A 24,923-nucleotide genomic window follows, 5' to 3' on the forward strand; every position below is an offset into this window, starting at 1 on the left:
CGCGCCAAAACAGGGGCTTACCTCCGTTTCGAGGCGAGCCCGTCAACTTATTGTTCCGGCAGGATGATCTTCTGCTTGGTGGTATTTTTGACCGGCTTCTCGCCGGGCACATGCGACATGGTGCGGGTCGTGCTTTTCAGGGCGCTGCCATCGGTGCTGGTCTTGGTGCGGGACTTGCTGAACGTTCCCTGGTCGACGGCCTGGGCCTTGGTCTGGGCCTTGAGCTTGTCGCCATTGTTGTCGTTGATATGGGTCTTGCTTTGCGCCTTGCCGTCGACGGTGGCCGCACTTCCCCCCGATCCGATCGAAGATGTCGCGCCGCCATCGGTGCGGCAGGTGCCCGCCGTTCCCACCGAGCTTGCCGATGTGCCTCCGGCCGAAGCGCTTCCACCCGTTCCTACAGTTCCGGCCGCGTTGCACTCCTCTGCAAAAACGGCCGAGCTCGACGCGAGCAGCGCGATGGCAGCGGCTGTGATAAAGTTGAGATATTTCATCGTCCTCTCCTATTTCGTCGGTTTCGTCAGCGAGCAGGTTCCGTCGGAGCGTTTTGTAATGACGGTGCCGTCAGGCCTTGTGATGCTCGCCGTGGAAAAACTGTCGACGCTTCCCGATCCGGCCGAGGAGCCGGCGATGGCGGATGAGGAGGAGGAGCCGGCCGAGCCGCTGCCTGATGTGGTCGACGACGAAACATGGCCGTTGCCGGCTGTCACCGTGGTGGATGTATCGCCGGCCTGGGACTGGACGATGGTGCATGTCGTTCCGTCGTCGAGCTTGATTTCCTCGGCCATGACATATCCGGCGACCAGAACCAGCGACGCGGTTAGTGCGATTGAAAGTTGGGTCATTGTCTTATCTCCAAGGGTTTGGCCGACGCCGCAACGGCGCCGGCCGACAGCGTCAGCAACCCTTGGTGCCGGCGGCGTCTTTCTTCACTTGGCCGGGTGCGCAGCCCTTCTTGCCCTTGCTGTCGTGCGAAGTTCCGGCAGCACTGCCGCCGGTGCCGACGGTGCTGCCAGTCTTGTCTCCGTCAGCAGACGAAGCGCCGGTTCCGACGCTCGAGGCAGAGTTGGCATCGCCCGAACCTGCGGCAGAGCCTCCGGTGCCGACGCTGCTGCTCGACGTGCCGCCGCCGGCCGACGAGCCGCCGGTGCCGAGCGTCGAAGCAGAACCGGAGCCGGACCCTGAGCCCGCGGCAGAGCCACCGGTGCCGACGCTGCTGCTCGACGAGCCGCCGCCAGCCGACGAGCCGCCGGTGCCGAGCGTCGAGGACGAGCCGGAATTGCAGTTGGTTGCGCCGGCAGGGCAAGTGCCTCCGGCAGAGCTGCCACCAGTACCGATGGTGCTGCTCGCAGTTCCGCCGCCAGCCGACGAACCGCCGGTGCCGACCGTGCTTGACGATTGAGCAAAGCCAGTCACCGCAGTGCCGGCGAGAAAGGCCGCTGCCAATGCCAGCTGTGTTACCTTCATCATGGGGTATTCCTCCGTTTGTTTTTGAGCCGCTTTCGCATCCGCAGCGGATGGAGAGCTGCCTGACAAACTTCGGTTACACCCCACTGTTCCTCTCCTAAGCCCTCAGTCGGATAGGCGCCCCGACCTTGGTCTGATGCCTCATCGCGATCGGGCTGTGCCAGCGCCGCCATTCTGCGACGGCGCGACACATTGCGGGTTCGCGGGCTCGATCGTAGTATGGCCGGCAAGAGGAGAGGGACCATGAGGCTGTCAGCTCTTGTTCCATCGGCGGCAGCCGCAGCGCTGCTATTTGCCTTCACATCCGCCGACGTCGCCGCCAAGGGCGGCAACCACAGAAGCTGTGCAGAGCTGCAGGCGATGATGGATCATGGTCTGACCGGCGGAAAACATGCCGGCGAGGGGCCCAAAAAGAGGGCAAAGATCGAAAAGAAGATGAGGAAGAAGGGCTGCTCGACGTCACCTGATCTGGCAGCCTCCTCTATCTGATCGTCCGAGGCCTGATTTGCTCACGCATCGACCGGAAACAGCCTCAGGAACTGCCGGTCGCCTTCCGGAGAAAACATGATCGAGCGGCTTTCCGCCGTGCGTCGCGCCCACCCCTTGTCGAGGAAGCTTGAGAGCAGCGCCTTGCCGAGGCTGCCGGCGAGGTGCGCCCGCCTTTCGCTCCAGTCGAGGCAGGAGCGGCAGAGCGGCCGGCGTGAGGATCTGAGATCGCCGACATCGATGCCGATGCATTTGAGATCGTTTTCGCCCTTTTCGGTCAGCGCCAGACCCTCTCCGACCGCGTCGATCGCGCCTGATGCAATCAGGCTGTCGAGCATGCGCACGCCGTAATCGCCGGCCAGATGATCGTAGCAGATGCGCGCCTTGCGCAGCGCCGGCTCCTTTGGCCCCGGCCGGTGGCGCAGATGCCCGCGCCCGGCGGCAAAACCCATCATGCTTTCGATCAGCCGGGCGGCGGCCTCGTCGGCGAGCGTGAAATAACGGTGGCGCCCCTGTTTGCGCTGGGCAAGCAGCCCGCCGGCTTCGAGCTTGGCGAGATGGGTGCTTGCCGTCTGCAGCGTGATGCCGCCGACGCCGGCAAGCTCGGTCGCCGTCAACGCGCGGCCGCCGGTCAGCGCCGCCAGCATGTTGGCCCGCGCCGGATCGCCGATGAGCGCGCCGATCTGCGCAATGTCAGGACCTTCCTTCATACTTCGATCGTAACCGAAGCATCGCCGTCAGGCAATGTGCGAAAACGGGCAGGCACAAAGGAGAAACCGATGATCACCTGCTTCATCCGCTATCAGATCGACCCCTTCAAAAAGGAGGCCTTTGCCGAATATGCCCGCAACTGGGGCCAGGCAATCCCCCGGAACGGCGCCGACCTGGTCGGCTATTTCGGCCCGCACGAGGGCTCGGCGACGACGGCCTACGGCGTCTACAATATCGAAAGCCTCGCCGCCTACGAGGCCTATCGCGCCAGCCTGGCCGCCGATCCGCTCGGCCGCGACAATTACGAATTTGCCAGGCGCGAAGGCTTCATCCTTAGGGAAGACCGCATCTTCCTGAAAAATGTCTCCGCCCCTCACACCAAGCTGGTGATGCCATGATCGCCGTCATTTTCGAAGTCGTGCCCTATATGGGCGAACGCCACAAATATCTCGACCTCGCCGGCGAGCTGCGATCCGAACTCGAAAAGATCGACGGCTTTATCTCGATCGAGCGGTTCGAGAGCCTGACCAACCGCGGCAAGCTGCTGTCGCTCTCCTTCTTCCGCGACGAGGAGGCCGTCCGACAATGGCGCAACCTCGAAGCCCATCGCGCCGCCCAACAGGCCGGCCGCGGCGGCATCTTCGCCGATTACCGCCTGCGCATCGCCAGCGTCCTGCGCGATTACGGCATGTTCGAACGCGACGAGGCGCCGGCCGACAGCCGTAGCGTTCACGATGCGGCGTGAGGTCGAGAGCGAGCGCATCCCGCGCGGTCGCCAGGCTGGCGCTGTGAAAACTGCAACTGGCGTAACCCGTTCGAACTATACGCGTGACAACGAATTTGTTTCGTCTATCGATTGCTTTTGACAGGCCGCGGGGAGCCTTTCGATCGGAGATTTACATCGTGGTTCAGGAAAGCCAGCTAGCACGAAAAAAACGCAACTGGCCAGTTTCTTTCAATTTCCTGTCGTACGGCCCTGTTGAACAGCGCCGAAATTACAGCAAAGTTTTGTTTGTAGCGCTCTGCTTTTTGAGTATCTCAGCCAGTGCTGCAACCTCGAAGCAGAAAGAGTGCTCGGCATATTGGTTGAGGATGTGGGATACTCGCTCTGATCCACAAAAATGGTCATATGTAGATCTGTCTTATTATGCAGAATTTGGAGCTCATCCAAATATACCAGGATTTTCCTCAAGAGAGATATCGGTGTACCTTGCGGCATTGGCAATCAAGAACAAGCAAGGGCTGGATCTTACTTTGCGGAGCATATCGTTGGAGGCCATGGATAAGTCTCACAGGGCAGGCTCCATGCGCTTTGTGATAGCGCGGTTCTTCGGATTGAGCTTGCCGGATTGGGAGGGCCATAATCGTCCTGACCGATGTGTTTTCTCGCAATCCAGCGCGTGCCTCGAGCGACTAACGCGTCGCCTGTTGCCGAAAGCTGAAAAGATACGGCAATTCCTGGAGACCGCTGTTCGATCTGGGAACATCGGAGACGTTCCGTGCGAAGGTGGAATCGAGTACTTTGACCGTCCGCGATTGCGCTGACTGGCTTGTAGAGTGGACAGGTTTTAGCATTGCTCGTTCAGCCGCCTGGCAGCCGGCCATTCCCGCTCGCTCACCCGACCGCCGGCGCAATAAATTCCCGAAATCGGCCACCCCTTCAGGCTTTGGTAACTAAGTTGCGTAACCATAACGGAGAGTTAAGCGTAGAGCGTATGAGTGAGTATCAGAATGGCATCAGTTTTTCCGCTTGCCGACCTCAAGGCTTCCATTCGGTCGGGTTCCCGGCCGGATTCTTGGGTCGACACGATCATCAAGGGCGATTGCGTCAGCGCGCTCGAGGCTTTGCCCAACCACTCCGTCGATGTCATCTTTGCCGATCCGCCGTATAATCTCCAGCTCGGCGGATCGCTGCACCGTCCCGATCAGTCGCTGGTCGATGCGGTCGATGACGAATGGGATCAGTTCGCTTCCTTCGAGGCCTATGACGCCTTCACCCGCGCCTGGCTGCTCGCCTGCCGCCGCGTGCTGAAGCCGACGGGCTCGATCTGGGTGATCGGCTCCTACCACAATATCTTCCGCGTCGGCGCGACGCTGCAGGATCTGAACTTCTGGATCCTCAACGACATCATCTGGCGCAAGACCAATCCGATGCCGAATTTCAAGGGCCGCCGTTTCCAGAACGCCCATGAGACGATGATCTGGGCAAGCCCCAACGCCAAGGCCAAGGGCTATACCTTCAACTATGATGCGATGAAGGCCGCCAATGACGACGTGCAGATGCGCTCCGACTGGCTGTTCCCGATCTGCAACGGCAATGAACGGCTGAAGGGCGAGGACGGCAAGAAGGTGCATCCGACCCAGAAGCCGGAAGCGCTGCTCGCCCGCGTCATCATGGCCTCGACCAAACCGGGCGATATCGTGCTCGATCCCTTCTTCGGCTCGGGAACGACGGGCGCCGTCGCCAAGCGTCTCGGCCGCCACTTCGTCGGCATCGAGCGCGAGCAGGATTATATCGATGCGGCGTCCGCCCGCATCGCCGCCGTCGAGCCGCTCGGCAAGGCGGAACTGACCGTCATGACCGGCAAGAAGGCCGAGGTGCGCGTCGCCTTCAACGTGCTCGTCGAAAGCGGCCTGATCAAGGCCGGCCAGGTGCTGACCGACGTCAGGCGCCGCTACAGCGCGATCGTGCGCGCCGACGGCACCGTCGCTTCAGGCGGCGAGGCCGGCTCTATTCATCGTCTCGGCGCTAAGGTGCAGGGTCTCGATGCATGCAACGGGTGGACCTTCTGGCATTTCGAAGACGGGCAGTCCCTGCGCCCGATCGACGATCTCAGGTCCGTCATCCGCAGTGATCTGGCAAAGGTGGAGTGAGCAGCACCTTCGCGGGATCGAAATAGCTTCTTCCGGTTTCCTCCAGTTGCGGAAGAAGGCCAAGGCGCCCGGGGCTCGAACCCCGGGCGTCTTCTATTTTCAGAAGTCTTTGTAGTCGGTGACATCGACGCGGGTGATGCGGCCTTCCGCATTGAAGGTGATCGTTTCCTCGCCCTCGCGGATCAGCGGCTTGCCCGTCTTGCTATGGGTGGCGCGGAGCGACCAGACAGCCCGGCCGGACAGCGGCGTCAGGGTCTCGACAAGCGAATTTTCCGCCGTCTGATCGGGATAGTCATCGAAATACTGCCGGAAGGCGGCCATGATCTCGCTGCGGCCGGCAAGACTGCCGACGCCGTTCGAGACATAGGTGGCGTCCTCGGCGAAATAGGCCTCGATCGTGGGGAAATCGAGGGCGTTGATCGCGGCGTGGAAGCGCTCGATTTCCTCTGCCGGGTCGAAAGCCATGGCCTCAGACCTTCACGCCGTAAGCGGCAAGATCGCCGCGCAGCTTGTCGGCGCCCGAAAACAGCACCGCATTCCAGCCGAACGCCCTGGCGCCTTCGACATTAACAGGCGCATCGTCGATGAAGATCGTCGCCTTCGGATCGAGGCCGAAGCTCTTCGTATGGTTCTCGTAGATCGCCAGATCCGGCTTGATCAGGCCGACATCGCCGGAAACGGTGACGCCGCGCGGCAGCTTGAGGAAGGGAAAGCGCTCTTGCGCCTCGCGGAAGGTGTCGGAGGCGAAGTTGGTCAGCATCGTCACGTCGCGGCCCTCGGCGATCAGCCCTTCCAGGATGGCGACGCTGTCGTCATAGGCGTGCGGCACCATTTCGTGCCAGTATTTGCGGAAGGCGCGGATATGCTCTTCGCGGGCAGGGTGCTCCGCAATCAACAGCGCCTCGGCCTCTTCCCAGGTGCGGCCGCGGTCCTGCTCGATGTTCCAGTCGTGGGTGCAGATATTGGCGAAGAACCAGTTGCGTTCCGTCTCATCGGGAATGAGGCGGGCGAAGGGAAGATGCGGATCGTAATGAATAAGAACTTTGCCGATGTCGAAAACGATGTGTCTTATCTCAGTGGTCATGATCATGCCTTGGATGTTTTGAACGCGAGAGGAATAGCCGCTGCGATCGCTTTTTTCATGACGGTCGGCAAGGCCTGCGCCTCAAGATTTGTAACCGGCTCCCACCATTCGTCATTCGTCGCGTTTCCGATCTGTGGTTTGGCGGCGATCGCCACCCGCCAGATCGACAGCCGGAGCTCGAAATGGGTGAAGACATGGATGACGGTGCCACAGGCCTGCCAGGCTGCATCGAAGGGTGCGGCGGTGACTGAGGTCTCGCCGTCGAGGCGCGCCGTCCACCCTGTCGTCGGTACCTCGCTCATGCCGCCGAGCAGGCCGCTTTCGGCGCGCCGCCTGAGCAGGATCTCGCCATCCTCCGTCACCGCGATGAAGGCCGCGCCGTGGCGCACCGGCTTTTCCTTCTTCGCCGCCTTGACCGGAAAGAGCTCGGGATCGGAAAGCCTCAGCGCCTCGCAGGCGCCGCGGAACGGACAGAGCGAACAGGTCGGCCGCTTCGGTGTGCAGATCGTCGCGCCGAGATCCATCATCGCCTGGGCGAAATCGCCGGGCCGATCGGCGGGCGTCAGCCGCGCCACCTTTTGCTTCATTGTAGGCTTTGCGGCCGGCAGCGGTGTGTCGATCGCATAAAGCCTGGAGATCACCCGCTCGACATTGCCGTCCATCACAGCCGCCTGCCGGTTGAAGGCGATGGCGGCGACGGCGGCCGCCGTATAATCGCCGATGCCGGGCAGCGACTTCAGCCCTTCCTCGGTATCGGGAAAGACGCCGCCATGCTCTTTCGCCACCGCCTCGGCGCATTTCTTCAGGTTGCGGGCCCGCGCGTAATAACCGAGCCCGGCCCAGGCCGCCATGACGGCGTCGTTTTCGGCGGCCGCAAGATCGGTCACCTCGGGCCAGCGCTGCAGAAACCTGGAGAAATAGGGTTTGACCGCCTGCACCGTCGTCTGCTGCAGCATCACTTCCGACAGCCAGACGTGATAGGGATCGGGCTTGACGCCGCCGGCCGCCATGCCGGGCGAAACGCGCCAGGGCAGATCGCGATGGTGGCGGTCGTACCAGTCGAGCAGGGGCTTTGCGGAGGGCGTGTCGGGTGTGGTGATCGTCATGATTTGCCGGGATCGGGGGAAGTGCCTATACTTGGCGAAGCAATGCCGCGCGATCAAGTCGCTCCCGCCAATTCCCTGTGCGATTGGTAGGGTGCCCAAGGTTTTCGATGAGTTATCCACGCAAAGGTGCAAAGCAGATTTCCGAGCTGGCGAATGGGCTGATCGATCCCGTCCTTGCGCGGCGCGCCGGCATCAACACGGCGCTGCTCGGCTCCTGGGACGAAATCGCCGGCGAGGATTTCGCCGACTGCACCCGGCCGGAAAAGATCGCCTGGGCCCGCGGCGGCAATGAGGAGGGCGGCTTCCGCCCCGGCGTGCTGACGATCGCCTGCGAGGGCGCGCGCGCACTTTTCCTCACCCATGCCCAAGGCGAACTCATCCAGCGCATCAACAGCTTCTTCGGCTTTTCCGCCGTCCACCAGATCCGCATCGTCCAGAAGCCGGTCTCCCAAGCCGTCCGCCGCTCCCGCACCCCGCCGCCGCTGAAGGGCGAAGCAGCCCGCAAGCTCGAAGGCATGATGGAAGGCATCGAGGGCGACAAGCTGCGCCAGGCGATCCAGCGCTTGGGGACCGCGGTGATGGGCAAGCGAGGGAGCGGACGCTGATGAGCAAGATGCCTGAGTTGACCGGTAGCGCCAAGACCGGCGGCCTAACCCAGGCCAGTGCCGAAAAGATTAGTGCGGTTGAAGGCTTGGTCCTCAGCCCGCGCATGCGCAAGCTCCTCGCCGAGACCAAGGACCAGCCGCCCGAAGAACGTCGTCAGGCGATCCGTGCACAGTTTGCAGGCAAGCCAGCCTGAGCGGAAGTTTGTTCGCTCATGACAATCGAGGCAAACCGTCTTCCAGGCGTTTAGTTTTTTGATCCTGCTTCAACACGCTCGCGAGTGACGACGAATTCGACCCTGCCCGAGACAGACGGATAGGGCTCGCACTGTGTGATCGCATCAGCGACCAATGGGGCCGCGGTTTTCTCCCATTCGGATGGCGGCGCGCGGAAATTGATGGATAAAAAATCAGCAGAGCCATCTTTGATGACCGCGACAACCATGAAGTCATAAGCGCTTGGAGTGTCCGCAGGCAGCTTCAAACATTTAAGCATTTTATTGAAGATGATAGTCCCGCTGTCTTCGGAGGCGAGCGCGCTGGTGACGCTCATGGCCAATATGACAGCAAGGAGCACGTTATAGAGAAAAGTTTTGGTCAAGGAATGCATTCAAATTATCCCGCTGAACAGCCATCCGAACACTCGATCTAAAGCGTTAACGCCTGTTATTAGACATTGAAAGTCATCCTCCGCTTTTGACCGCGCGCCGCGACCTGCACCACGGCAATCCAGTTTCGCCGTGGTGGCGTGCGGGGGAGTGGCTGCTAGTTTAAGAATTTCTTGATTCTCCTGATCCATGCGGCATCCATCAGTGGGGCCATGGATCCCATGGTCATCAAGCCCTGGGATGACGGAGATTGAGGATCGCGAGAGGCTGGAGGCGCGCCAACAGCGCCTATCTCTGCACCGTTGCAGGGTTCGCAGAAGCGACCCCGCCCTCCGTCGTGCTCGAGCTTGACCCAAGCATCAATGCACAAGCACTCTGCTTATTCAGAGCGTCCCGGAAACACGCATGCATATCCGCGAGGCTACTGGTGACCAAATGCTTCAAGTGCTATATTTGTATAGCAGACAGGAGAAAGAACATGTTGGCTTTGCGGTTGCCGCCTGAAATCGAAGCTCGGCTCGACGAGCTTTCCAAGCGCACGGGCCGCAGCAAGAGCTTCTATGCCCGTCAGGCCATTCTCGAACATCTCGATGACCTTGAGGACGTCTATCTCGCCGAAAAGCGTCTTGAAGAACTTCGGCGAGGTGAGAGTGATACCGTTTCGCTGGCCGAGCTGATGACGCGTTATGGCGTGGAGAATTGAGTTTCAAAGGGCAGCCGAGCGCGAGCTTGAGAAGCTTGGACATGAGGCGGCGCGCCGAATACTCCGATTTCTCAATGACCGCGTGGCGAGACTAGATGATCCACGATCCATTGGAGAGGCGCTTAAAGGGTCTGAACTCGGGGATTTCTGGAAATATCGCGTTGGCGACTATCGAGTGATCGCAAGCATCGACGACGGGGCCGTTCGTATCCTCGTTGTTCGTATCGGCAACCGCCGTGACGTCTACCGATGAATCCGCGAGCCGACCGATCGCAATTTTGTCCGGCGGTCCCATCACGGTCACAATTCTTTGAAGGAAGTTGGCGAACCGTGGCTTGTGAGCGGCCGTCAGCCGTTATATCGCACAGTCATGCCGTCAATCTCATTAGTTATGGGGAATCCATGCAGATGTCCGAAATGCAACTGACGAAACGCCGCCTCCTGGGTGGCATCGCCATCGCCGCAGCTGCCGCAGCGCTTGCCGCCTGCAACGACCGCAAGGATGCTGCCGATGCTTCGTCCTCCGGCAAGACCATGGCCGACGGCACCAATGTCGACACCATGCAGACGGCGGCCACCTCGGGGACCGAAATCCCGCAGCCCGATGGCGATGTCGACATGGCCGAGGTGCTGAAGCCCGGCGTGCTGCCGGAAATGGCGCTTGGTAAGGCCGACGCCCCGGTCAAGATCGTCGAATATATGTCGATGACCTGCCCGCATTGCGCCCATTTTCACAACACCACTTTCGACGCCATCAAGCAGAAATACGTCGACGCCGGCAAGGTGCAGTTCATCATCCGCGAATTCCCCTTCGACCCGCGTGCCGCCGCTGCCTTCATGCTTGCCCGCTGCAGCGCCTCCGATCCGCAGCAGCTGAGCACGCCGGAACAGTATTTCCCGATGGTCTCCATGCTGTTCAAGCAGCAGCAGGTCTGGGCCGCCGCCGATGACGGCCGCGCCGCATTGCTGCAGATGTCGAAGCTTGCCGGATTTACCGAGGATAGCTTCACGAAATGCTTGACGAACCAGAAGCTTCTGGATGAAGTGAACGCCACGCGGGAAAGAGGTTCCAAGGATTTCGGCGTCAACGCCACACCGACTTTCCTCATCAATGGCAAGCGCTACTCTGGAGACATGCCGGTTGACACCCTGTCGGCGCTCATCGACAGCCTGCTCTGAACCGGACCGTTTGACGAAGACGGGCGACGGCGAAAGCCGTGCGCCCGTTTTTCGTTTTTCGCGCAGTTTGCGGGTGTGGCCCCCTCATCCGCCCTACGGGCACCTTCTCCCCGCTGGGGAGAAGAGGGGATCGAGACGTTACGGCACATCCCCTTCGCCCCAGCGGGGAGAAGGTGCCGGCAGGCGGATGAGGGGGCTTCCTGCCGTGAGTGTCTGCGCATGAAGTTCAACAAGCTGCGCCTGGTCGGCTTCAAATCCTTCGTCGAGCCGACGGAATTCATCATCGAGCGGGGGCTGACCGGCGTCGTCGGGCCGAACGGCTGCGGCAAGTCGAACCTCGTCGAGGCGCTGCGCTGGGTGATGGGCGAGAATTCCTACAAGAACATGCGCGCCTCCGGCATGGACGACGTGATCTTTTCCGGTTCCGGCAACCGCCCGGCGCGCAACACTGCCGAAGTGGCGCTCTATCTCGACAATGGCGAGCGCACCGCACCCGCCGCCTTCAACGACAGCGACGAGATCCAGGTCACCCGCCGCATCGAGCGTGAGCAGGGCTCGCTCTATCGCATCAACGGCAAGGAAAGCCGCGCCAAGGATGTGCAGCTGCTGTTTGCCGATGCCTCCACCGGCGCCCGGTCCCCCTCAATGGTTGGCCAGGGGCGGATCGGCGAGCTGATCGCCGCAAAGCCGCAGGCCCGCCGCCAGCTGCTGGAAGAGGCGGCCGGCATTTCAGGCCTGCATTCCCGCCGTCATGAGGCCGAGCTTCGCCTGCGCGCCGCCGAAGGCAATCTCGAACGTCTCGACGACGTCACCTCGCAGCTCGAAAGCCAGATCGAGAGCCTGAAGCGCCAGGCCCGCCAGGCCAACCGCTTCAAGACGCTGTCGGCCGATATCCGCGCCCGCGAGGCGATGCTGCTGCATATTCGCTGGGTGCAGGCCAAGGAGGCCGAGGCCGAGGCCGACAGCGCCCTCAACCAGGCAACATCAGTCGTCGCCGAAAAGGCGCAGAACCAGATGGAGGCGGCCAAGCACCAGGGCATCGCCAGCCTGAAGCTGCCGGAACTGCGCGAGGGCGAGGCGCGTGCCGCCGCCGCGCTGCAGCGCCTGCAGATCGCCAGAAGCCAGCTGGAGGAGGATGCCGGCCGCATCCTGCGCCGCCGCGATGAGCTGACCCGCCGTCTCGCCCAGCTTGCCGAAGATATCCGCCGCGAGGAGCGGCTGGTCGCCGACAACGCCGTCATCCTGGCGCGGCTCGATGCCGAAGAGGCCGAGATTTCGGAGGTGCTGGCCGATTCCGGCCGTTATGCCGAGGAAACCCGCGAGGCCTTCGAGGGCGCGGCGGCAAAACTTGCCGACAGCGAGCGTATTTTCACCCAGCTGACGGCCGAACGCGCCGAGGCGGCCGCCGGCCGCAACCAGCTGGAGCGCGCCATCCGCGATCTCGCCGATCGCCGCATGCGCCTCGAACGCCAGATGGACGAGGCAAACCAGGAACTGGCGGCCATCGGCGAGAAGATATCAGGCCTGGCCGATCCGGACGAAAAACGCGCGATCGTCGAGGCCGGCGAAATCGCCCTTGCCGATGCGGAAGCCGCCGTCCAGGTGGTCGAACAGGCGCTCGCCGCCGCCCGCCAGGCCGAGGCGTTGTCGCGCGCCCCGGTCGATCAGGCCCGCTCGAGCCTGAATGCGCTGGAAACCGAGGCCCGCACCATTTCCCGCATGCTGGCCGCCGGTGCCGCCGCCGGCAAATTTCCGCCGGTGGCCGAGGAGCTGAAGGTCGATCGTGGTTTCGAAACGGCGCTGGGTGCAGCCCTCGGCGACGATCTGGAATCGCCGCTCGATGCCGAGGCGCCGGCTCATTGGTCGGACAATGGCGACGGCGCCGGTGACCCGGCGCTGCCATCCGGCGTCACACCGCTGCTCACCCATATCAGCGCGCCCGCCGCACTGACCCGCTGCCTGCGCCAGATCGGCCTGGTCGGCGAGGATGAAGCCGGGCGGCTGATGGCGGCGCTGAAGCCCGGCCAGCGGCTGGTGACCAAAGACGGCGCCGTCTATCGCTGGGACGGCCATGTCACCGGCGCCGACGCGCCGAGTGCCGCGGCGCTGCGCCTTGCCCAGAAGAACCGCCTGGCCGAGCTCGAAAGCGAAGCAGCCCTTGCCCGCGACGTTCTCGTTGAAGCCGAGGAGCGGCAGGCGGAAGCCGCCGAGGCGATCCGCGGGCAGGAAGCAAGGCTTGCCGAGGCCCGCGACATGAGCCGCCTGTCGGCCCGCCATCTTACTGAGGCGCGCGAGGCACTGGCGGCAGCCGAGCGTGCCTCCGGCGATCTGATCCGCCGCCGCGATGTCGTCAGCGAAGCCGTCAGCCAGCTACAGTCGCAGCTGGAGGAGATTGCCGTCCAGGAAGAAAATGCCCGCATCGAGCTGGAGGATGCTCCCGATCTGACTGCGATTGACGAGCGGCTGCGCTTCCAGCAGGCCGAAGTGGCGACCGATCGCGGTGCGCTCGCCGAAAGCCGCGCCCGCCACGAAAGCCTGGCGCGGGAAAACGAGGCCCGCCAGCGCCGCATCATGGCGATCGGCCAGGAGCGCGAAACCTGGCGCCAGCGGGCGGCCAGCGGCGAAGACCATGTCGCCACACTGCGCGAGCGCGAGGAAGAGGCGCGCGAAGAGGCAGCCGAACTCGAATTGGCGCCCGATGAATTCGACGACAAGCGCCGCACCCTGCTCAACGAATTGCAGAAGGCCGAGGAGGCGCGCCGCAATGCCGGCGATCTGCTGGCCGAGGCCGAACGCATCCAGCGTGAAGCCGATCACAAGGCGACGACCGCACTCTCGGAACTTGCCGAATGCCGTGAACGCCGCGGCCGCGCCGAGGAGCGCCTGGTCTCCGCCCGCGAAAAGCGGCAGGAAAGCGAAAGCCGTATCCGCGAGATGCTGAACGTCGCCCCGCACGAGGCGCTGCAGCTGACCGGCCGCCCGACCATGCAGGCTCTTCCCGATCCGCGCGAAGTCGAGCGCGAGCTCGAACGCCTGAAGATCGAGCGCGAGCGGCTCGGCGCCGTCAACCTGCGCGCCGACGAGGAGCAGAAGGAACTGAGCGAGAAGCTCGAAGCGCTGATCAAGGAGCGTGACGACGTCATCGACGCGATCCGCAAGCTGCGCGGCGCCATCCAGAGCCTCAACCGCGAGGGCCGCGAGCGGCTGATCGCCGCCTTCGACATCGTCAATGCCCAGTTCCAGCGGCTGTTCACCCATCTGTTCGGCGGCGGCACGGCCGAGCTGCAGCTGATCGAATCCGACGATCCGCTCGAAGCCGGCCTCGAAATCCTGGCGCGGCCGCCCGGCAAGAAGCCGCAGACCATGACGCTGCTTTCCGGCGGCGAACAGGCGCTGACGGCAATGGCGCTGATCTTCGCCGTCTTCCTCACCAACCCGGCGCCGATCTGCGTGCTCGACGAAGTGGACGCACCGCTCGACGACCACAATGTCGAGCGCTACTGCAACCTGATGGACGAAATGGCGGCCTCCACCGAAACCCGCTTCGTCATCATCACCCACAACCCGATCACCATGGCCCGCATGAACCGCCTCTTCGGCGTCACCATGGCCGAGCAGGGCGTCTCCACGCTGGTCTCCGTCGACCTGCAGACGGCGGAGCGTTTGCGCGAGATTGCCTGAGGTTTTGCAGTGCAGCCGACCGCTTCTCCGGCCTACAATTGATATCGGCCGCGTTCTTCGATCAGGGCTTCGATGCGATTGCGCCGTGCAACGGCAATTGCCAGCAATGGTGTGACGAGAACCGCGAGTGCCAGGCTCGCCACCGAAAGCGTCAGCAGCGACCGTCCCAACTGCCGCACCCGGGATGGAAAATCGAGATTGACCCAGTCGATCGCGCCCGTCGCATGACCATGGGCCGAAACCCACTCGCTGATGGTTGCGAGACGCTCGCAATGAACAGCTGCATGTAATTCCCTCACATCCCTGACCTGGCTCAGGAAGCGCGACGCCTCGGCGGCATCACCCTCGAGGTAGGCAAGCTGCGCCAGCGTATAGGCAGCGAGCGAGGGATCGATGCCCACCTCCGCGGCGGAAGAGGAGGACTTGTTTTCGGCGGGGATCGAACCACGCAGATTAAGGCTCAGCCCCTCGAATCCCCCGATGGCAGGCTCGAGGGCGATGGTTGACCTGCCGGCGGCCAGATCCAGCTTTGAACGCAGAAGTGCCGAGAATTGCTGAGGCAAGGCTTCGCGGCGCGAGTGTTGGGAGAAACGATAATCGTCGAGAACGAAGAAGGCGACGATGGCCATCGCGGTCAAAGCGCCCAGATATCGTGATCGGCGGGTGGCAAGGACGATCGCAGCAATGAGCGCCGGATATTTGAGCAAACTGAGCAGGCTCGGCCAGACAGCAAATTCATCGACACCGACCATGACGGAAACGCCGCCTCGCTGTGCGTAGTCGGCCGTATCCCCCGCCAGCGCCACAAAATGGAAAGCCGTGTTTTCAGCCGCATCCGGCAGCCAAACCCAATAGGCTGCCAAGGCTGACAGCGCGGCAAACGCCATAAGACCGAGGACGAGCAGAAGATAGGTGCGGGCGCGCGAGGTGATGGCCTCGATTGCACGCTCGCCATTTGCAACGGACTGCGATTGAACCAGCCTTTTGGCAATGTTGGTGCCAAACACGCCAGCCGCACGCTTCACGGCATCCGCCAGCTTGGCGCGGCGATCGCCCAGTTCGCGCTCGATCAGAAAAACCCTTCGGCTGCGGCGGGCGACCAGCCAGCCGAAGCCATTCGTGAGCGGCGCGGCAATTGCAAACAGCAGCCCTGCCGCAAGCAGCAGAAATGCCTTTTGCGATTGAGCGGAAGCGTCGGCCGTGAATTTTTCACGGGCGGCCGGACCAAAGCCGCCGGAGGCGAGCGCAAAGTTCCGGATCGTCTGAAAGCGGCTTCGCTCGAAATCATTCAGAAGGAAGCCGCTTGCATCCAGCTGATCAAGTGCAGCCGCAGCAGCAGTGCCGTTGCCGCGAAGGGCCTCCACCTGCGCCAGAAAGTAAGGCGCGATCGCCGACCGGTTCTGCCGGTCTCCATTCGCAGCGGCGGTCTCGTGGACATCGGAAGGCAATTCGGAAGAGCGGATCACCCTATACTTGGCATAGATCGGCGGAGCGCCGAAATCTCTGGCAAGGTCGGACACCAGTCCGATGATAAGGGGGAGGGCCAGAACGCTCCCGGCAACGATGGCAATAATGGCGCGGCGGGAAAGCGGCGCGTGAAAAACCAGGGCGATGAAGGCGAACAACGTCAGCGCGAAGGGAGGCAGGTACAGTGACTGGCCGAACAAGCTCCACAGGATCAGAAAGAATGCGGCAGTCAGACCGGCGAAAAGCCAACGCCCTTTGATGATGCTGAAACCAGTCGCAAGCACCAGGATCATGGAGACGTATAGCGCCAGATCGGGGAAAGTCCGGAAGCCGGTCGACACCGAAGAAACCGCGGATTTGACCCCGCTCAGCCCCAACGCATTGGTGAATTCGTCGAGCACATAGATCGAGCCGGCGAGCATTCGCAGATCCATCGGATCAGGTGGTCGCACGTACGCCGCCGCAAAGAACAGCATGAACGCGACGAACGCGAGTGCCTGGGCGATCAGCGACAGCAGATTGGATCGACGGTCCAATCCGGCATGTCCTTCGTCGCGCGTTTGATCCGGCTTTCCCGAAAGGGATCCGGACGCAGGCACAGACGAGGCGGCGCCCTGCATCCGCCGCCCGAAAGCCGAGGCATCAGCCACCGATAACCCCGGCCGCTTTCACGCTGGTCAGCATCTCGCCGCGAAGCCGTTCCAGCTCGCCGATCGCCTGCCGGCGATCCGTCGCGCCCTTCTCATGGGCATCGCGAACGTCGGTCAGCGTCAGCAGGATTTTATCATGGACGTGCTGGAGGGTTTCGACATCGACGACAAGACGCTGGTTGGATTTCGCCGTCGCCACGGAATTCTGGTGCAGAAGTTCGGCATTCCTGCGCATTATGGCGTTCGTCGCACTGTCGATGGTGTCTGCCAAAGCGACGGCGTTTTTCTGTTCGTCGAGCGTCAGGGCCAGCATGAAGGCGCGTTTCCACGCCGGCAGCGTCAACTGGCGAATCGTCTGGAACTTGTCGACGAGCGCGAGATTGTTTGCCTGGATGATGCGAACCATCGGAAGCGTCTGCATCGCTGCATGCTGGAGGACGCGCATATCATCGGCCCGCTTCGACAGCTGCTGACGGTTTGCTTCCAGGACTGCGAGATACTCGGTCGCGGCAAGGTCGCCGGATGCGTTATTCTGGCGGTCTATCTCGGCTTCCATGTCACGAAGCCGCATCTCGATGGCCTCGACATGCTTGCCGAGTGCGGCATACTCGCTGCGCACGCCCTCGTACATCAGCTGATAGTCATGGTTTCGCCGCGACAGGGTCTGGGCCGTCGTCTCGATCTGCGCGACAAGCTTGTCGACCTGACCTTTGACGGTGTCGAACCGAGCGATGGCGCGTTCCTTCGAGCGCGCCAACCGCCGTAAGAGGCCGCCGATGACCGGAATCCGGCCGGCCGAATTGTCGAGTGACGACAGGTTGAACTGTTGCGCAGCCAGCACGATCTCGTTCAGCTGAGCTCCGGTGTCGTCGATGTCTGTTGCTCGCGCCGTTCGAAGAATCTCGTCGGCATATTGCGAAGACCGCTCGGCGACTTCGCTGCCGAACTGCTGAATGGAGAGGGCCGACGATAGTTCGATGGTGGCTGCCAGGCGCGCGACTTCCGGATCGGCCTGGTGTTCGCCGGCGGCCGGACTTGATGTGACTTGCTGTGGCAAAGCTGCGTTGATCATTCTTGTCCAACTTTCTTCAGGAAGCCTATGAGATTGCGGTGCGCATCAAGAAACGCGGTGACGACGGAGCTGCGAGGTTTTGCTTCGCCATGAATGATTGCGAGCGCGTTTCGCTGCCAGAGCGGCAGCAACAGTGTTTCGATGTCGGTAAATCGGTCGAGCAAGGAAGCAAGCACGCCGGCAGACAGCTCGATCTGCTGGATCGTCAGCGTGTTGGCGGCTTCCATCGCCATGATGTTGGCAAGGCGTCGCTCAAACCGGGCGACCAGAGCCGGGTCTGAGCCGTCCGATCGGGAAAGAAGCAGTTTGGCATCTGATATCACGCCGGCAAGACGCCTCTGTTCGTCGATGAGCTCCAACCGGGTCCTGTCGAGGATTTCCCGTATGCGCCCGCCGCCATGGGCCGCCCGGCTCAATTGCCGGAACAGGTCGGCGACCCTGTGGCTTGACAGTTCGAACTCCAGCCGGGCCTCGACGTCCGAGCCGGTGAACCGGCCGATCAGGCCCTGTTTTCGCAGCATCTTCTGGAGGTCGACCGCCTCCAGCATTTCGATCAGCTCGTTCGCCGACGCGCGGATGTCGCGTGCCGGAGCCGAACTCAGGAGGTTGCTATCCATTCGCGGTGAGCGTGCCGCCATGTCCAGCAGTGCAACAGCGTCGTCATCGATCACCGCAGGGCAAGCAGGCTGCTCTTCCGCGTCCGGAACTGGATAAGAATGATTGTTGCCAAGGGCCATCGCAATATCGGGCTCGGAGAATTCAAATCTTCGAACGACAATGTCGGCCGAATATTGAAAATAGAATGAATTCCGTCATGCGCCTTTTACGGGTAGCGAAAATGTCAGCGCCTGCCGCGTGAATGGATGCTCAGGCCCCGAGCATCCATTCACGCGCGCGCCGGAAATGCCCTATCACCTTGTTTTCACACAGCTGAGGCACGGCCGCGTTGCGCGCTGCCAGCCATATTGCCAGCTATTTTTTGCAAAATTTGCATTAAACACCAAAAAAGGTCGGCTCTCCGGCGGTTCGTAGCCCATTTGGGTGATGCTCTTTTCGCTGACTTGCATTAGAAGTTGTTTCAACGCAACCTGAATGCCTTGCTTGAAAACAGGGGATCAAGACGCGGGATTTTCGAATTGCGTGCGGTTTTCCGGGCAGAGGGCAAGAGCCGGAAAGCTGGAGGCAGTTCCAGCAGGGTGCCGGCGATTTTCCTTTCGAAAGGCGCACGGCAGCTTTCGCCGGAATTGTTTAAAAACAAAGCGATGGGCGTTTCCCCAAAGAGATGAAGGTGGGAAATGCGCTGGGTTGAGGGACCCCCCGTCCGGTTTTCCTGGCCGGACGGAAACAAGGCTTTGCGGGACATGTTGCAGTCCCGCAAAGCTTTTTTTATGCCTTGTTTCATGCCGGACAATGTTTCAATCGTTTCATCAGCCGCGCCACCCAAGATTTATTGTGCGACGCAACATTTTGCCGCATTTGTCGATTTTCATTTCAACACCAACGGATTAAGCTGATTACTCAGGCGTTGACGCTGCTTGCCATATTCTCTTTCGTCATCCGAGGAGAGCAGGCCATGTCAACAGGCTGGGGGATCAAGCTGATCCTTTCGTGGTGTTGGGGGGAAGATGACCAAGTGGGTCTATACGTTCGGCGACGGGCAGGCTGAGGGCCGGGCGCGCGATCAGGAGATTCTGGGCGGCAAGGGCGCCAATCTCGCGGAAATGTGCGCGCTCGGGCTACCCGTTCCGCCGGGATTGACGATTATCGGCGATGCCTGCAACACCTATTACAAGAATGGCCGGCATATCGAGGATGGGCTGAAGGCGCAGGTGCGCGCCGGCATATCCGGGATAGAGGCGATCACCGGCCGCCATTTCGGCGCCGGCAGCCAGCCGCTGCTACTCTCGGTGCGCTCCGGCGCCCGCGTCTCCATGCCCGGGATGATGGACACCGTGCTCAATCTCGGCCTCAACGACGAGACGGTGCAGGCGCTCGGCCATGATGCCGGCGACGCGCGTTTTGCCTGGGACAGCTACCGCCGCTTCATCCAGATGTATGCCGATGTCGTCATGGGCCTCGGCAACGATGCCTTCGAGGAAATCCTGGAAGACGAGAAGGCAAGGCTCGGCCATGAATTCGATACCGAGCTCAGCGCCACCGAGTGGCAGCATATCGTTTCGCTCTACAAGCGGCTGATCGAGGAGGAACTGGCTGAGGAGTTTCCGCAGGATCCCGAAGTCCAGCTCTGGGGTGCGGTCAGGGCTGTCTTTTCCAGCTGGATGAGCGCGCGCGCCGTCACCTACCGCCATCTTCACAATATTCCGGAAGGCTGGGGCACGGCGGTCAACATCCAGGCGATGGTCTTCGGCAATCTCGGCAATAGCTCGGCCACCGGCGTCGCCTTCACCCGCAATCCCTCGACCGGCGAAAAGGCGCTTTACGGCGAATTCCTCGTCAATGCGCAAGGGGAGGATGTCGTTGCCGGCATCCGCACGCCGCAAAGCATCACCGAGGAGGGGCGGCTTTCCTCCGGCTCCGACAAGCCGTCGATGGAAAAGCTGATGCCGGAGGCCTTCCGCGAACTGTCCCGCATCTGCACCGAGCTCGAGATCCATTATCGCGACATGCAGGATATCGAATTCACCATCGAGCGCGGCCGGCTGTGGATGCTGCAGACCCGCTCGGGCAAACGCTCGACCCGCGCGGCGATGAAGATCGCCGTCGACATGGTCGATGAGAAGGTGATCACCGAGGAGGAGGCGGTGCTGCGCATCGAACCCTCCAGCCTCGACCAGCTCCTGCATCCGACGATCGATCCGCGCGTCAGCCGCCAGGTGATCGGCACCGGGCTGCCGGCCTCGCCGGGGGCCGCGACCGGCGCCATCGTCTTCACCGCCGAAGAGGCGGTCGAGGCGGAAGCGGAGGGCCGCAAGGTCATCCTGCTCCGGGTCGAGACCAGCCCGGAGGATATTCACGGCATGCATGCCGCCGAAGGCATCCTGACGACGCGCGGCGGCATGACCAGCCATGCGGCGGTGGTCGCCCGCGGCATGGGCATCCCCTGCGTCGTCGGCGCCGGCACCATGCGCATCGATCAACGCAACGAGCGGCTGCTCGGCGTCGGCGTCACCCTGAAGAAGGGCGACATCATCACCATCGACGGCTCGGCCGGCCAGGTGCTGAAGGGCGAGGTGCCGATGATCCAGCCGGAGCTTTCGGGCGATTTCGGCCGCATCATGGGCTGGGCCGACCGTCTCAGGCGCATGACGGTGCGCACCAATGCCGATACCCCGGCCGATGCGCGCGCCGCCCGCTCCTTCGGCGCCGAGGGCATCGGCCTTTGCCGCACCGAGCACATGTTCTTCGAGGGCGAACGCATCCATGTGATGCGCGAGATGATCCTGGCCGAGGACGAGAAGGGCAGGCGGCTGGCGCTCGACAAGCTGCTGCCGATGCAACGCCTGGATTTCACCGGCCTCTTCACCGTCATGCACGGCCTGCCGGTGACGATCCGCCTGCTCGATCCGCCGCTGCACGAATTCCTGCCGAAGACCGACGACGAGGTGGCCGAGGTCGCCTTCGCCATGGGCATGGAGGCGCAGGCCTTGCGCCAGCGCGTCGATGCGCTGCACGAGTTCAACCCGATGCTCGGCCATCGCGGCTGTCGGCTGGCGATCTCCTATCCCGAGATCGTCGAGATGCAGGCCCGCGCCATTTTCGAGGCGGCGGTTGAAGCAGCTAAGGAGACCGGGGCGGCGGTGGTGCCTGAAATCATGGTGCCGCTGGTCGGCCTGCGCTCCGAGCTCGATTACGTCAAGGCCTGCATCGACGCCATCGCCGGCAATGTCATGCGCGAAGCCGGCATGAAGATCGATTATCTCGTCGGCACGATGATCGAGCTGCCGCGCGCCGCCCTTCGCGCCCATGTGATCGCCGAAGCCGCCGAATTCTTCTCCTTCGGCACCAACGACCTGACGCAGACCACCTTCGGCATTTCGCGCGACGACGCCTCCGCCTTCATCCCCACCTATCAGCGCAAGGGCATCATCGAGCACGATCCGTTCATCTCGCTCGATTTCGACGGGGTCGGCGAACTGATCAGCATCGCCGCCGAACGCGGAAGGCGCACCCGCAACGACATGAAGCTCGGCATCTGCGGCGAACATGGCGGCGACCCGGCCTCGATCCGCTTCTGCGAGACGATCGGGCTGGACTATGTCTCCTGCTCGCCGTTTCGCGTGCCGATCGCCAGATTGGCGGCGGCCCAGGCGGTGATTTCGGCAAACAGGTAAACCGGGCAGGCCCGCGGGCGCCCCGGCGGTCAGTGATGGTGATGCCAGTGATCGCGGTAGATATAGGGGCCGTTAAGATCCCAGGCCATGCTCTGCATCATCTCCGCACTCTGCGCCCGCGACTCGGCGCGCCGGTCGAGATCGATGCGCTGCAGGCAGGTGGCGAAAGCATCGGTGCCGCGGCGGAAACCATAACCCAGGCACCGCTGCTCATCCGCCGCCCGCCGCTCCTCCGGCGTCATCGTCTGGCAGGCGGAAAGCCCGGCCGTCACGGCAAGCAGGGTGATGAGAAGGGGGATGCGCATTGGTGTGTTCCTTGCTTTTCCCTGAGGAAATGCCATTCGGGCGGTGGCGTCAAGCGAGGAGATGGGCGGTCGCCGAGATAGGTTTGCTGAAGTGAACGGTGTGCCGTGCGGCCCCCTCATCCGACCCTTCGGGCCACCTTCTCCCCGCTGGGGCGAAGGGGTTATGCTGCGACCTCTCGATTCTCCCTTCTCCCCAGCGGGGAGAAGGTGCCCGTAGGGCGGATGAGGGGGCCGCCGCCGCCGAGCTTAACCTCAAAAAGTGAGATGGGGAGAAGGGCTCAAGCCGCCCCCGCCGGATCCCCGATCGGCAGCAGCGCCGGGTCGAGCGGCGGGTCTTGCGGGTTTTTCGTATCGCCCGGGTCCTGCGCCGGCGTCAGCGGTGGTTTTTCCTGGGTGCGGTCGGGAATGCCGGGGCTCGGCGTCGGGCCGCGCGGGGTATCGGCATTCGGTATCGGCTCTCTGTTCGGCATGATCGCCTCCTTTTCAAAAAAGGAACGGCATCCCTGGCATATGGTTCCACTTTCCCGAGCCGGCATTCCTCTGTATGAGGACACCTGCAAACACTGGAAACCAGCATGGCCATCCGCGATCGATTTTCGAAGAAACTGAACTGCCCGCAATGCGGCAATGAGGGCTTTGCCGAAGCCTCGGAAATCGACGATGCCAAGCGCAAGCATCCGGATTTCAAGGTCGATCAGCTGCCGCGCGGTTTTGGCGTGCAGCGGCCTTCCAACCACCAGGAAAGCTTCATGATCAAGTGCGAATGCGGGCGCAAATTCCCCTTCCGCAGCCTTGCGGAGGCCGCGGCCGAGCGGCGTTGAAATTCAGATCCGCTCCAGCACTTCGACGAAGGCTTCGGCAAAACGCAGCAGATGCGCGGTTTCCTCATCCGGCGCCTGCATGCGGATTTCGGTGCCGTTGTGATCGAGCAGCGCCAGCACGACGCGCGTCTCGTTGCCGCCGTCGGGAATGCGCAGCACGGCGATGCGGCGGCAATCCTCGACAAGCCCCCCGGCCGGCAGGTCGAACAGCAGTTCGCCGCCCGAACGGTTCGCCGCCCGGCGCACCGCCTCGCAGAAGCCGGCATCGCCGCCGGCATATCCTTCGAGCGAAAGTTCGAGTTCGAGCAGTTCCATCGGCAGCACCGGCTCGCTGTGGTCGATCCCGCCAAGCGCAGACGCCTGCGGCCTTGCTGCCATCTCGGTTGAAATCATCCCGTCTCTCCTTGCCTTTAAAAAAATCGGAGATGAAACCGCGGCAGAATGATCTTTTTTTGCCATATCAGCAAGGGCTCATGAAATGGGCGGCCTGTCGCCCAGCCATCGCCCGCGAATTCCATCGGATATTCCGAGATAACAGTTTCAATTCAGCCGAATCTTGCCTCAAAGAAATAGAGCATGATGTCGTCCGAAAACCGCTTCACACTTTTCGGCATCATGCTCTAAACAGGGGTATGGCGATTTGCGTGGTTGAGCGCGCGGCGCTGACGAGCAACCGGTAAGTTTGATGGCCATCCGTTTCGACCGTCCCGTTTCAGGCGCCGCCCGCTTTTCGCGGCTGCTCGGGGCGTTTTCGCTGGTTCTGGCGCTGGCGGTGCTGGTCGCCCATCGCTTCGGCGGCCTCGCCACCCCCTATCTCGTGCTGCTCCTGATCGCTGCCGCCGGCTGCGGGCTGCTCGCCGCCATGCTGGCCGCGGTCGGCCTGCGCAGCCTCTGGGTATCCGGCGCCGAAGGCGGGCTGGCGGCACTTGCCGCCCTGATCTATGCCGCCTTTCCGCTTGCGCTCGGCGCCCTTGCCACCGAGCGTTATATGACGCTGCCCGATATTTACGACGTCTCCACCGATCCGGCCTCCGCCCCCGACTGGCTGTCGCCGCCGAAATCCGACCAGATCTGGCTGAAGCGCAATCCGGTGACGCCTGAGGATCGCGAACAGCAGATGGCGGCCTATCCCGAACTGACCGGCCGGCGTTATGAGGGCGCGCTCGACCGCGTGCTGGAAGCGGTGCGCAAGGTCGCCAAGCAGAGCGGCTTCACGATCGTCAAGACGAGCGGCACCACCGAGCCGGACCGCGCGCCCGAGGACGAGCCGGCAAAACCCGGGTCCGGCGACGACGCCGTTGCCGATGCGCCCGGCATCATTCCCGTGCCGACGCCGCGCCCCTATGACGACGATGTCGCCAAGCTGATCCGCGGCGCCAACGGCGTGACGCTGCAGGCGACCAACCGCACGCTGATCCTCGGCCTGCGCTTCGATATCCTCATCCGGCTGCGCGAAGAGGCCGAAACCACCTTCGTCGACATCCGCGTCGCCTCCCGCTACGGCCAACACGACCTCGGCTTCAGCGCCGCCATCGCCGGCGATTATCTGAAGGCGCTGGATGCCGAACTCCTGGGGATTGCGGGTGGGTGAGTCGCGGTGCCGCCGGAGGCGGCAGCAATCGATCCAGTGAATCGATTGCAGTTGCGAACGCCCTGAGCTTAAAGCGAAGGGCCGGGATAGGGTGCGGCAGGCTCAACGCTCTGACGCAGCCGCAAACTCGACGGTTCTTCGAGGTTTTCCACCTATCGCCCCCCCTTCTCCCCAGCGGGGAGAAGGTGCCCGTAGGGCGGATGAGGGGGCCCGGGACGCCGGCC

Annotated in this window: 29 protein-coding genes; 14 read left to right on the forward strand and 15 right to left on the reverse strand. The window is 62.6% G+C overall.

Features of this window, described 5'->3' with window-relative positions:
• Positions 1-47: 47 nt before the first annotated feature.
• The 3 genes from RHEC894_RS04930 to RHEC894_RS04940 are packed head-to-tail and all read right to left on the reverse strand — an operon-like array spanning position 48 to position 1,470.
• Complete coding sequence (locus tag RHEC894_RS04930) at positions 48-494, reverse strand: hypothetical protein (protein ID WP_085736479.1); 447 nt, start codon at positions 492-494, stop codon at positions 48-50.
• Between the two features lie 9 nt (positions 495-503).
• Positions 504-845 carry a hypothetical protein gene (locus RHEC894_RS04935; RefSeq protein WP_085736480.1) on the reverse strand — a complete coding sequence of 114 codons (342 nt, stop codon included), beginning with the start codon at positions 843-845 and terminating at the stop codon, positions 504-506.
• Positions 846-897: 52 nt separating this feature from the next.
• Positions 898-1,470 carry a hypothetical protein gene (locus tag RHEC894_RS04940; RefSeq protein WP_085736481.1) on the reverse strand — a complete coding sequence of 191 codons (573 nt, stop codon included), beginning with the start codon at positions 1,468-1,470 and terminating at the stop codon, positions 898-900.
• Positions 1,471-1,710: 240 nt separating this feature from the next.
• Between RHEC894_RS04940 and RHEC894_RS04945 the strand changes: the two genes are divergently transcribed.
• Positions 1,711-1,956 carry a hypothetical protein gene (locus tag RHEC894_RS04945; protein WP_085736482.1) on the forward strand — a complete coding sequence of 82 codons (246 nt, stop codon included), beginning with the start codon at positions 1,711-1,713 and terminating at the stop codon, positions 1,954-1,956.
• A 20-nt stretch (positions 1,957-1,976) separates the two neighbouring features.
• Here RHEC894_RS04945 and RHEC894_RS04950 read toward each other — a convergent pair whose 3' ends face one another.
• Positions 1,977-2,663 (reverse strand): metalloregulator ArsR/SmtB family transcription factor, encoded by a 687-nt coding sequence (locus RHEC894_RS04950; protein ID WP_085736483.1) that lies wholly within the window; start codon positions 2,661-2,663, stop codon positions 1,977-1,979.
• A 69-nt stretch (positions 2,664-2,732) separates the two neighbouring features.
• Here RHEC894_RS04950 and RHEC894_RS04955 point away from each other — a divergent pair, with 69 nt between their 5' ends.
• The 4 genes from RHEC894_RS04955 (at position 2,733) to RHEC894_RS04965 (ending at position 5,538) form a co-directional block, all read left to right on the forward strand.
• A complete protein-coding gene (locus RHEC894_RS04955) occupies positions 2,733-3,062 on the forward strand; it encodes an NIPSNAP family protein (RefSeq protein WP_085736484.1) in 330 nt (109 codons plus the stop codon).
• The gene (locus RHEC894_RS04960; RefSeq protein WP_010069146.1) at positions 3,059-3,409 is read left to right on the forward strand and encodes an antibiotic biosynthesis monooxygenase; all 351 of its coding nucleotides are present in this window, start codon (positions 3,059-3,061) and stop codon (positions 3,407-3,409) included. Before RHEC894_RS04955 ends, RHEC894_RS04960 begins: the two co-directional genes overlap by 4 nt.
• Positions 3,410-3,567: 158 nt before the next feature.
• Entirely contained in the window at positions 3,568-4,209 is a 642-nt protein-coding gene (locus RHEC894_RS32265) for a hypothetical protein (protein ID WP_125460939.1), read from the forward strand.
• A gap of 186 nt (positions 4,210-4,395) precedes the next feature.
• Positions 4,396-5,538, forward strand: coding sequence for a site-specific DNA-methyltransferase (locus tag RHEC894_RS04965; protein WP_085736485.1), 1,143 nt, complete (start codon positions 4,396-4,398; stop codon positions 5,536-5,538).
• 99 nt (positions 5,539-5,637) lie between these two features.
• On the opposite strand, the gene RHEC894_RS04970 is transcribed toward RHEC894_RS04965, so the two are convergent.
• From RHEC894_RS04970 to mutY, 3 genes are read right to left on the reverse strand one after another with little or no spacing between them, the layout of a single operon-like run.
• Positions 5,638-6,003, reverse strand: a complete 366-nt coding sequence (locus RHEC894_RS04970; RefSeq protein WP_085736486.1) for a nuclear transport factor 2 family protein — start codon at positions 6,001-6,003, stop codon at positions 5,638-5,640.
• Between the two features lie 4 nt (positions 6,004-6,007).
• Complete coding sequence (locus tag RHEC894_RS04975) at positions 6,008-6,622, reverse strand: HAD family phosphatase (protein WP_085738858.1); 615 nt, start codon at positions 6,620-6,622, stop codon at positions 6,008-6,010.
• A 2-nt stretch (positions 6,623-6,624) separates the two neighbouring features.
• A complete protein-coding gene (gene mutY / locus RHEC894_RS04980) occupies positions 6,625-7,728 on the reverse strand; it encodes an A/G-specific adenine glycosylase (RefSeq protein ID WP_085736487.1) in 1,104 nt (367 codons plus the stop codon).
• Between the two features lie 107 nt (positions 7,729-7,835).
• Here mutY and RHEC894_RS04985 point away from each other — a divergent pair, with 107 nt between their 5' ends.
• Both RHEC894_RS04985 and RHEC894_RS04990 read left to right on the forward strand, forming a co-directional pair.
• Positions 7,836-8,333, forward strand: coding sequence for a DUF721 domain-containing protein (locus RHEC894_RS04985; RefSeq protein ID WP_010069014.1), 498 nt, complete (start codon positions 7,836-7,838; stop codon positions 8,331-8,333).
• Positions 8,333-8,527 carry a hypothetical protein gene (locus tag RHEC894_RS04990; RefSeq protein WP_010069013.1) on the forward strand — a complete coding sequence of 65 codons (195 nt, stop codon included), beginning with the start codon at positions 8,333-8,335 and terminating at the stop codon, positions 8,525-8,527. The genes RHEC894_RS04985 and RHEC894_RS04990 overlap by 1 nt, the downstream gene beginning before the upstream one ends.
• Positions 8,528-8,577: 50 nt before the next feature.
• On the opposite strand, the gene RHEC894_RS04995 is transcribed toward RHEC894_RS04990, so the two are convergent.
• On the reverse strand, positions 8,578-8,940 hold the full coding sequence (locus RHEC894_RS04995) for a hypothetical protein (protein WP_010069012.1): 363 nt from the start codon (positions 8,938-8,940) through the stop codon (positions 8,578-8,580).
• A 476-nt stretch (positions 8,941-9,416) separates the two neighbouring features.
• Here RHEC894_RS04995 and RHEC894_RS05000 point away from each other — a divergent pair, with 476 nt between their 5' ends.
• The 4 genes from RHEC894_RS05000 to RHEC894_RS05015 all read left to right on the forward strand — a co-directional run bounded on the left by RHEC894_RS05000 (position 9,417) and on the right by RHEC894_RS05015 (position 14,501).
• Positions 9,417-9,641, forward strand: coding sequence for a DUF6290 family protein (locus RHEC894_RS05000; protein WP_010069011.1), 225 nt, complete (start codon positions 9,417-9,419; stop codon positions 9,639-9,641).
• A complete protein-coding gene (locus tag RHEC894_RS05005; RefSeq protein WP_085736488.1) occupies positions 9,625-9,894 on the forward strand; it encodes a type II toxin-antitoxin system RelE/ParE family toxin in 270 nt (89 codons plus the stop codon). The genes RHEC894_RS05000 and RHEC894_RS05005 overlap by 17 nt, the downstream gene beginning before the upstream one ends.
• Before the next feature lie 149 nt (positions 9,895-10,043).
• Positions 10,044-10,820 carry a DsbA family protein gene (locus RHEC894_RS05010; RefSeq protein ID WP_085736489.1) on the forward strand — a complete coding sequence of 259 codons (777 nt, stop codon included), beginning with the start codon at positions 10,044-10,046 and terminating at the stop codon, positions 10,818-10,820.
• Positions 10,821-11,039: 219 nt separating this feature from the next.
• Positions 11,040-14,501, forward strand: a complete 3,462-nt coding sequence (locus RHEC894_RS05015) for a chromosome segregation SMC family protein (protein WP_085736490.1) — start codon at positions 11,040-11,042, stop codon at positions 14,499-14,501.
• A 32-nt stretch (positions 14,502-14,533) separates the two neighbouring features.
• Here the strand turns inward: RHEC894_RS05015 and RHEC894_RS05020 are convergent, their stop codons facing one another.
• From RHEC894_RS05020 to RHEC894_RS32270, 4 genes are all read right to left on the reverse strand, one after another.
• Entirely contained in the window at positions 14,534-16,618 is a 2,085-nt protein-coding gene (locus tag RHEC894_RS05020) for a hypothetical protein (protein WP_245339495.1), read from the reverse strand.
• Positions 16,611-17,690, reverse strand: coding sequence for a toxic anion resistance protein (locus RHEC894_RS05025; protein WP_085736491.1), 1,080 nt, complete (start codon positions 17,688-17,690; stop codon positions 16,611-16,613). Before RHEC894_RS05025 ends, RHEC894_RS05020 begins: the two co-directional genes overlap by 8 nt.
• Complete coding sequence (locus RHEC894_RS05030) at positions 17,687-18,307, reverse strand: hypothetical protein (RefSeq protein WP_245339496.1); 621 nt, start codon at positions 18,305-18,307, stop codon at positions 17,687-17,689. The genes RHEC894_RS05025 and RHEC894_RS05030 overlap by 4 nt, the downstream gene beginning before the upstream one ends.
• Positions 18,308-18,768: 461 nt before the next feature.
• Positions 18,769-19,134 (reverse strand): hypothetical protein, encoded by a 366-nt coding sequence (locus RHEC894_RS32270; protein ID WP_125460940.1) that lies wholly within the window; start codon positions 19,132-19,134, stop codon positions 18,769-18,771.
• Positions 19,135-19,315: 181 nt separating this feature from the next.
• Between RHEC894_RS32270 and ppdK the strand changes: the two genes are divergently transcribed.
• Positions 19,316-21,982: a pyruvate, phosphate dikinase gene (ppdK, locus tag RHEC894_RS05035; protein WP_085736493.1), complete on the forward strand. Its 2,667-nt coding sequence runs from the start codon at positions 19,316-19,318 to the stop codon at positions 21,980-21,982.
• A gap of 29 nt (positions 21,983-22,011) precedes the next feature.
• Here ppdK and RHEC894_RS05040 read toward each other — a convergent pair whose 3' ends face one another.
• On the reverse strand, positions 22,012-22,287 hold the full coding sequence (locus RHEC894_RS05040; protein ID WP_010066834.1) for a hypothetical protein: 276 nt from the start codon (positions 22,285-22,287) through the stop codon (positions 22,012-22,014).
• A 278-nt stretch (positions 22,288-22,565) separates the two neighbouring features.
• Positions 22,566-22,757 carry a hypothetical protein gene (locus tag RHEC894_RS05050; RefSeq protein WP_010067253.1) on the reverse strand — a complete coding sequence of 64 codons (192 nt, stop codon included), beginning with the start codon at positions 22,755-22,757 and terminating at the stop codon, positions 22,566-22,568.
• A 105-nt stretch (positions 22,758-22,862) separates the two neighbouring features.
• On the opposite strand from RHEC894_RS05050, the gene RHEC894_RS05055 reads away from it, so the two are divergent.
• The gene (locus RHEC894_RS05055) at positions 22,863-23,108 is read left to right on the forward strand and encodes a hypothetical protein (RefSeq protein WP_010067252.1); all 246 of its coding nucleotides are present in this window, start codon (positions 22,863-22,865) and stop codon (positions 23,106-23,108) included.
• A 3-nt stretch (positions 23,109-23,111) separates the two neighbouring features.
• Here RHEC894_RS05055 and RHEC894_RS05060 read toward each other — a convergent pair whose 3' ends face one another.
• Positions 23,112-23,501: a hypothetical protein gene (locus tag RHEC894_RS05060; protein ID WP_010067251.1), complete on the reverse strand. Its 390-nt coding sequence runs from the start codon at positions 23,499-23,501 to the stop codon at positions 23,112-23,114.
• Positions 23,502-23,793: 292 nt separating this feature from the next.
• Here RHEC894_RS05060 and RHEC894_RS05065 point away from each other — a divergent pair, with 292 nt between their 5' ends.
• Positions 23,794-24,699 carry a DUF1499 domain-containing protein gene (locus RHEC894_RS05065; protein WP_085736494.1) on the forward strand — a complete coding sequence of 302 codons (906 nt, stop codon included), beginning with the start codon at positions 23,794-23,796 and terminating at the stop codon, positions 24,697-24,699.
• The last annotated feature ends 224 nt before the right edge of the window (positions 24,700-24,923 follow it).

Source organism: Rhizobium sp. CIAT894 (genome assembly GCF_000172795.2).
In the GTDB taxonomy this organism is placed as follows: Bacteria; Pseudomonadota; Alphaproteobacteria; order Rhizobiales; family Rhizobiaceae; genus Rhizobium.

Coding starts and splice junctions, on each gene's coding strand:
- RHEC894_RS04950 (WP_085736483.1), bottom strand. CDS start 2,663: ATGAAGGAAGGTCCTGACATTGCGCAGATCGGCGCGCTCATCGGCGAT.
- ppdK (WP_085736493.1), top strand. CDS start 19,316: ATGACCAAGTGGGTCTATACGTTCGGCGACGGGCAGGCTGAGGGCCGG.
- RHEC894_RS05025 (WP_085736491.1), bottom strand. CDS start 17,690: ATGATCAACGCAGCTTTGCCACAGCAAGTCACATCAAGTCCGGCCGCC.
- RHEC894_RS05050 (WP_010067253.1), bottom strand. CDS start 22,757: ATGCCGAACAGAGAGCCGATACCGAATGCCGATACCCCGCGCGGCCCG.
- RHEC894_RS05000 (WP_010069011.1), top strand. CDS start 9,417: ATGTTGGCTTTGCGGTTGCCGCCTGAAATCGAAGCTCGGCTCGACGAG.
- RHEC894_RS04965 (WP_085736485.1), top strand. CDS start 4,396: ATGGCATCAGTTTTTCCGCTTGCCGACCTCAAGGCTTCCATTCGGTCG.
- mutY (WP_085736487.1), bottom strand. CDS start 7,728: ATGACGATCACCACACCCGACACGCCCTCCGCAAAGCCCCTGCTCGAC.
- RHEC894_RS04995 (WP_010069012.1), bottom strand. CDS start 8,940: ATGCATTCCTTGACCAAAACTTTTCTCTATAACGTGCTCCTTGCTGTC.
- RHEC894_RS04975 (WP_085738858.1), bottom strand. CDS start 6,622: ATGACCACTGAGATAAGACACATCGTTTTCGACATCGGCAAAGTTCTT.
- RHEC894_RS04985 (WP_010069014.1), top strand. CDS start 7,836: ATGAGTTATCCACGCAAAGGTGCAAAGCAGATTTCCGAGCTGGCGAAT.
- RHEC894_RS04945 (WP_085736482.1), top strand. CDS start 1,711: ATGAGGCTGTCAGCTCTTGTTCCATCGGCGGCAGCCGCAGCGCTGCTA.
- RHEC894_RS05060 (WP_010067251.1), bottom strand. CDS start 23,501: ATGATTTCAACCGAGATGGCAGCAAGGCCGCAGGCGTCTGCGCTTGGC.
- RHEC894_RS04970 (WP_085736486.1), bottom strand. CDS start 6,003: ATGGCTTTCGACCCGGCAGAGGAAATCGAGCGCTTCCACGCCGCGATC.
- RHEC894_RS05005 (WP_085736488.1), top strand. CDS start 9,625: ATGGCGTGGAGAATTGAGTTTCAAAGGGCAGCCGAGCGCGAGCTTGAG.
- RHEC894_RS04935 (WP_085736480.1), bottom strand. CDS start 845: ATGACCCAACTTTCAATCGCACTAACCGCGTCGCTGGTTCTGGTCGCC.
- RHEC894_RS05040 (WP_010066834.1), bottom strand. CDS start 22,287: ATGCGCATCCCCCTTCTCATCACCCTGCTTGCCGTGACGGCCGGGCTT.
- RHEC894_RS04955 (WP_085736484.1), top strand. CDS start 2,733: ATGATCACCTGCTTCATCCGCTATCAGATCGACCCCTTCAAAAAGGAG.
- RHEC894_RS04990 (WP_010069013.1), top strand. CDS start 8,333: ATGAGCAAGATGCCTGAGTTGACCGGTAGCGCCAAGACCGGCGGCCTA.
- RHEC894_RS05015 (WP_085736490.1), top strand. CDS start 11,040: ATGAAGTTCAACAAGCTGCGCCTGGTCGGCTTCAAATCCTTCGTCGAG.
- RHEC894_RS05065 (WP_085736494.1), top strand. CDS start 23,794: ATGGCCATCCGTTTCGACCGTCCCGTTTCAGGCGCCGCCCGCTTTTCG.
- RHEC894_RS05030 (WP_245339496.1), bottom strand. CDS start 18,307: ATGGATAGCAACCTCCTGAGTTCGGCTCCGGCACGCGACATCCGCGCG.
- RHEC894_RS04940 (WP_085736481.1), bottom strand. CDS start 1,470: ATGATGAAGGTAACACAGCTGGCATTGGCAGCGGCCTTTCTCGCCGGC.
- RHEC894_RS05055 (WP_010067252.1), top strand. CDS start 22,863: ATGGCCATCCGCGATCGATTTTCGAAGAAACTGAACTGCCCGCAATGC.
- RHEC894_RS05010 (WP_085736489.1), top strand. CDS start 10,044: ATGCAGATGTCCGAAATGCAACTGACGAAACGCCGCCTCCTGGGTGGC.
- RHEC894_RS04930 (WP_085736479.1), bottom strand. CDS start 494: ATGAAATATCTCAACTTTATCACAGCCGCTGCCATCGCGCTGCTCGCG.
- RHEC894_RS04960 (WP_010069146.1), top strand. CDS start 3,059: ATGATCGCCGTCATTTTCGAAGTCGTGCCCTATATGGGCGAACGCCAC.